The organism is Streptomyces sp. SID3212 (assembly GCF_009865405.1).
Taxonomy (GTDB): Bacteria; Actinomycetota; Actinomycetes; order Streptomycetales; family Streptomycetaceae; genus Streptomyces.
This window is the reverse complement of record NZ_WWJY01000654.1, coordinates 1-4,926: the sequence shown is the minus strand read 5'-3', so window position 1 is coordinate 4,926 and position 4,926 is coordinate 1. Positions and strand designations below refer to the sequence as shown.

The window sequence follows — 4,926 nt, the reverse complement described above, 5'->3', positions numbered from 1 at the left end:
CGCGACGCCGCGTCCCAAGGCCGCCGCCGCGCCGGCGCCGAGGAAGAAGGGCCGCTCCAAGCTGGTCCTGCTGACCGTCGCGCTGGTCGTGGCGGCCGGCGGCCTCTACGGCGCGGGCCTGCTGATGAACCACTCCGCGGTCCCCAAGGGCACCACGGTCCTCGGTGTGGACATCGGCGGTGGCACCCGCGACCAGGCGGTCAACACGCTCGACGACCGGCTCGGCAAGCTCGCCGCCACGCCGATGGAGCTGAGTGTCGGCGGCAAGACGGAAAAGCTGCCGCCGGACAAGGCGGGCCTCACCCTGGACAGCCAGGCGACCGTCAGGAACGCCGCGGGCAGCGACTACAACCCCGTGTCGGTGATCGGCTCACTCTTCGGCGGCAAGCGGATCGTGGAGCCGGTGATCCCGGTGGACGAGGAGAAGCTGAGCGTCGCGCTCACCGACCTGGCCGGGGTCTCGGGCTCGGCCCGGGAGGGCACGATCAGGTTCGAGCCGGGCAAGGCCGTCGCCGTACCGGGCAAGGCCGGTGAGTCCCTGGACGTCCAGCGGTCGATGCTGTCCGTGCGGGACGCGTACCGTGCGCAGGTCCAGACCGGCAAGGTGGCGGTCGTCGAGCTGCCCGTCGTCACCCGCCAGCCGTCGATAAGCCAGGCGGAGATCGACCGGGCGATGAAGGAGTTCGCCGAGCCGGCGATGTCCGACCTGGTCACGATCCAGGCGGGGGGCAAGCAGATCCAGTTCGGTCCCGCGAAGTCCCTCCCGAAGATCCTGTCCATGAAGGCGGTCGACGGGAAGCTCGTCGAGTACTACGACCGCAAGGCCATCGACCAGCTGCTCGAAGGGGTCTTCGACGGCATCACGATCACCCGCGCCGACGGCCAGGAGCACCCGGTCAACTCCGCGGACGTGGCCCTCGCGATGCAGAAGGCGCTGCGCGGCAAGACGCCCGCGGAGCGCACGCAGGAGATCGATCTCGACCCGAGCTGACGCCGGTCGGGCGCCGCGCGGCAGGCGCTCGCCCACCGCTCTCCCCGGAGCCCCCGCCCCCACCGGGCGGGGGCTCCGGCGTTTCCCGGGACCCGGAGACCGGGACCCGAAGGCGTGTGCGGAAAATGACGGATGTCATACCGGGTCCACGACCCGGGACACTGACGCCGGTACGGCTCCGGGCGCCACGATGAGTCCATGACGACGACCACCGCACCCCCCACCACGACGTCCGTCGTGCGCTTCGAGGACGTGCACAAGCGGTACGGCTCCGTGCACGCCGTCGCCGGCCTGTCCCTCACGCTGCGCCCCGGCGAGACCGTGGCGCTCCTCGGCCCCAACGGCGCCGGCAAGTCCTCCGCCCTCGACCTGCTCCTGGGCCTGAGGAACGCCGACTCGGGCACGGTGACCCTGTTCGGCACGAGCCCCCAGGAGGCCCTCGCGGCCGGCCGGGTCGGCGCCATGCTCCAGAGCGGCGGGCTGATGGAGGAGGTCCGGGTACGGGAGCTGGTCAAGCTCGCCTGCGACCTGCACCCCAAGCCGTATCCCGTCTCCGAGGTGCTGGCCAGGGCCGGGATCACCCAGATCGCCGACCGCATGGTCCACAAGCTCTCCGGCGGCCAGGAGCAGCGGGTCCGCTTCGCGCTCGCCACGGCGGGCGCCAACGACCTGATCGTCCTGGACGAGCCGACCACCGGTATGGACGTCACCGCCCGCCAGGCCTTCTGGGCGACGATGAAGGAGCAGGCGGACCAGGGCCGTACGGTCCTCTTCGCCACCCACTACCTGGAGGAGGCCGACGCGATCGCCGACCGGGTGCTGGTCCTCTACAAGGGCCGGCTGCTGGCCGACGGGACGGCCGCCGAGATCAAGGCGAAGGCGGGCGCCCGCCGGATCTCCTTCGACCTGGACCCCGGCGAGCACGGCGTGATCGACGAGAACGACCTGCGTGAGCTGCCGTTCCTGAGCACGCTGTCCGTGTCGGGGACCACCGTACGGATCCAGTCGCACGACGCCGACGCGACCGTGCACGCGCTGTACCGGGCGGGTCTCTACCCGCAGAACCTGGAAGTCGCCGGGCTGGGCCTGGAGCAGGCCTTCGTCGCCCTCACCGAGGCCGAGGAGGCCAGGACCGCGTGAACACCCTGATCAAGCTGGAGATCACCCGCACGCTGCGGAACAAGAAGTTCATGTTCTTCTCGGTGATCTACCCGGCCGTGCTGTTCCTGGTGATCGCGGGTCCCCAGGGCGACGGTGAGGTGCCCGGCACCGACCTGTCCCTGGGCGCCTTCTACATGGTCGCCATGGCCTCCTTCGGCGCTCTGACCGCCGTCCTGATGGGCAACAGCGAGAAGATCGCCAAGGAGCGGGAGAAGGGCTGGGTCCGGCAACTGCGGCTGACCGCCCTGCCGGGGCGCGGCTACGTGCTCGCCAAGATCGCCAGTTCGGCTGTGGTGGCGCTGCCGTCCGTCCTGATCGTCTTCGTCGTCGCGGGGGTCTCCAAGGGCGTGCGCCTGGAGGTCTGGCAGTGGCTCGCGCTGACCGGGGTCATCTGGGCCGGCAGCCTGGTCTTCGCCGCGCTCGGGGTGGCCGTCGGCTACCTCGTCTCGGGGGACGCGGTCCGGCCGGTCACGATGATCCTGTACTTCGCGCTGTCCATCCTGGGCGGGCTGTGGCTGCCCACCACCACGTATCCGCGGTGGCTCCAGAACATCGCGGAGTGGCTGCCCACCCATGCCTACGCGGCCCTCGGCCAGGCCGTCGAGCTGGGCGGCTCGCCGCATCCCAAGGACGTCGCGATCCTGGTCGCGTACTTCGCGCTCTTCGCCGGTGGCGCCGCCTGGCTCTACCGGAAGGACACACTGAAGGCGTGAGTACGAAGACCTTCGCGCCCGCGGGGCCGCCGCCGGAGCGGACCCGCGTCGGGCAGCCGCCGGAGCAGTCCCGCCAGACCCTGGTGAAGCTGATGTGGATCGGCATCTGGCTCGCCTTCCTGGGGGCCCCGCTGAGCGACATCTTCAGCGGCGCGCACACGCCGGGGGTGGACGTGCTGGGCGGGCTGGGGCTGGCCGCGTTCGTCGCGGTCTACCTGGGCCTGATCTTCCGGCACACCGCGAGGACGCTCGACGCGCGGACCGTCTACGCGGCGCTGGTCTTCATGTTCACGCTCTCGCTGCTGCTGTCGGCGACGCTGGACTCGCCGTGGCTGGTGCTGTTCGTGTACACGTCGGTGGCGGCGGGGGCGGCGCTGCCGGCGCCCTTCGCCAGGCCGGCGATCCTCGTCGCCGTGGCCGCGATGGTCGTGACCGGCCTGTGGACGGACGAGGGGCGCGACTTCGTCACCTCCCTGGTGATCCCCGCGCTGCTCGGGGGCTTCGCGATGTCGGGCGTACGGCAGCTGGTCCGTACGACCGTGGAGCTGCGCGAGGCACGCGCCACCGTCGCCCAGCTCGCCGCCAACGAGGAGCGGCTGCGGCTCGCGCGGGACCTGCACGACCTCCTCGGCCACTCGCTGTCGCTGATCACCCTGAAGAGCGAGCTGGCGGGCCGGATGCTCCCCGAGCGCCCGGAGCGGGCCGCCGAGCAGGTCGCGGACATCGAGCGGGTGAGCCGCCAGGCGCTGACGGACGTACGGGAAGCGGTGTCCGGCTATCGCAGGCCCACGCTCCCCGGCGAGCTGGCCGGGGCCCGTACGACACTGGCGGTCGCCGGCATCACCGCGGACGTGCCGACCGGCCTGCCGCCGGGGCTGCCGGACGGCGGACTCGGCGAGAAGTGCGAGGCGGCGCTCGCCTGGTCACTGCGGGAGGCGGTCACCAATGTCGTACGGCACAGCGCGGCGCGCCGCTGCGTGGTCTGCCTGACACCGCGCCAGACGCTGGAGGGCCCGGTGCTCGAACTCACCGTGGAGGACGACGGCGTCGGCACGGCGGGGACGGGCACCGCCGCGTTCGGCAACGGCCTCACCGGCCTGACCGAGCGCCTCGGCGAGGTCGGCGGAACGCTGGAGGCGGGCTCGACGCGGGGCGGCTTCGCCCTGACCGTCCGCGCGCCGCTGGCCCCTGCCCCGGACGGCCCGTTCCGCTGACGAGACCGGCCCGCTCCCGGGCCATGGCCCACCCCGGCCCGTCCGGCGATCGAGGACATCGGCAACCGCGGCCGAACACCGGGCAGGCGGAGCCCGCTGTCTACTGTGGCCCCATGGTGAGACCCGTGAGAGTCCTCCTCGCCGAGGACCAGTCGATGGTGCGCGAGGCGCTGGCCGCGCTGCTCGGCCTGGAGCCGGACATCGAGGTCGTGGCGCAGGTGGCGCGCGGCGACGAGGTGCTCGCGGCGGCGCGCGCCCAGGAGGTGGACGTCGCCCTCCTGGACATCGAGATGCCGGGGATGACCGGGATCGAGGCGGCGGCGGTCCTGCGCGAGGAGCTGCCGGACCTCAAGGTCGTCGTCCTGACCACGTTCGGCCGGCCCGGGTATCTGCGCCGCGCGATGGAGTCGGGGGCGGACGCCTTCCTGGTCAAGGACGCGCCCGCGGCCCAACTGGCCGACGCGGTACGGCGGGTCCTCGCCGGGGAGCGGGTCATCGACCCGACCCTGGCGGCGGCGGCCCTGGCGGACGGCGCGAATCCGCTGACGGACCGGGAGCGCGGCATCCTGCGGGCGGCGGCGGACGGCTCGACCAACACGGAGCTGGCCGCGGCCCTCCACCTGTCCCAGGGCACCGTCCGCAACTACCTGTCGACGGCGATCCAGAAGCTGGCGGCCCGTAACCGCGCGGAGGCGGTCCGGATAGCGCGGGAGAAGGGCTGGCTCTAGGGGGTGTCCGCGAAGTGGGGTCTGGCTCGCGGCGCCTGGCACGCGCGCTCGCGGCGTTGTCGGACCCACCCCGTACGTCCAGTACGGGGTGGGTCCTCCGCCTTGCGATCGCACGCACC

Annotated in this window: 4 protein-coding genes and 1 pseudogene; all 5 read left to right on the top strand. The window is 72.5% G+C overall.

All coding sequences use genetic code 11. The annotated features are described in order from the left end of the window. Window positions 1-991 (top strand): annotated as a pseudogene (locus GT042_RS19830) (hypothetical protein); the annotation flags it as partial. A 198-nt stretch (window positions 992-1,189) separates the two neighbouring features. After that, window positions 1,190-2,131, top strand: coding sequence for an ABC transporter ATP-binding protein (locus tag GT042_RS19825; RefSeq protein WP_161310067.1), 942 nt, complete (start codon window positions 1,190-1,192; stop codon window positions 2,129-2,131). Continuing rightward, window positions 2,128-2,865 (top strand): ABC transporter permease, encoded by a 738-nt coding sequence (locus tag GT042_RS19820; RefSeq protein ID WP_161310066.1) that lies wholly within the window; start codon window positions 2,128-2,130, stop codon window positions 2,863-2,865. Before GT042_RS19825 ends, GT042_RS19820 begins: the two co-directional genes overlap by 4 nt. A gap of 92 nt (window positions 2,866-2,957) precedes the next feature. Then, window positions 2,958-4,079, top strand: coding sequence for a sensor histidine kinase (locus GT042_RS19815; protein ID WP_161310068.1), 1,122 nt, complete (start codon window positions 2,958-2,960; stop codon window positions 4,077-4,079). Window positions 4,080-4,192: 113 nt separating this feature from the next. Next, window positions 4,193-4,807 (top strand): response regulator transcription factor, encoded by a 615-nt coding sequence (locus tag GT042_RS19810; RefSeq protein ID WP_161310065.1) that lies wholly within the window; start codon window positions 4,193-4,195, stop codon window positions 4,805-4,807. The last annotated feature ends 119 nt before the right edge of the window (window positions 4,808-4,926 follow it).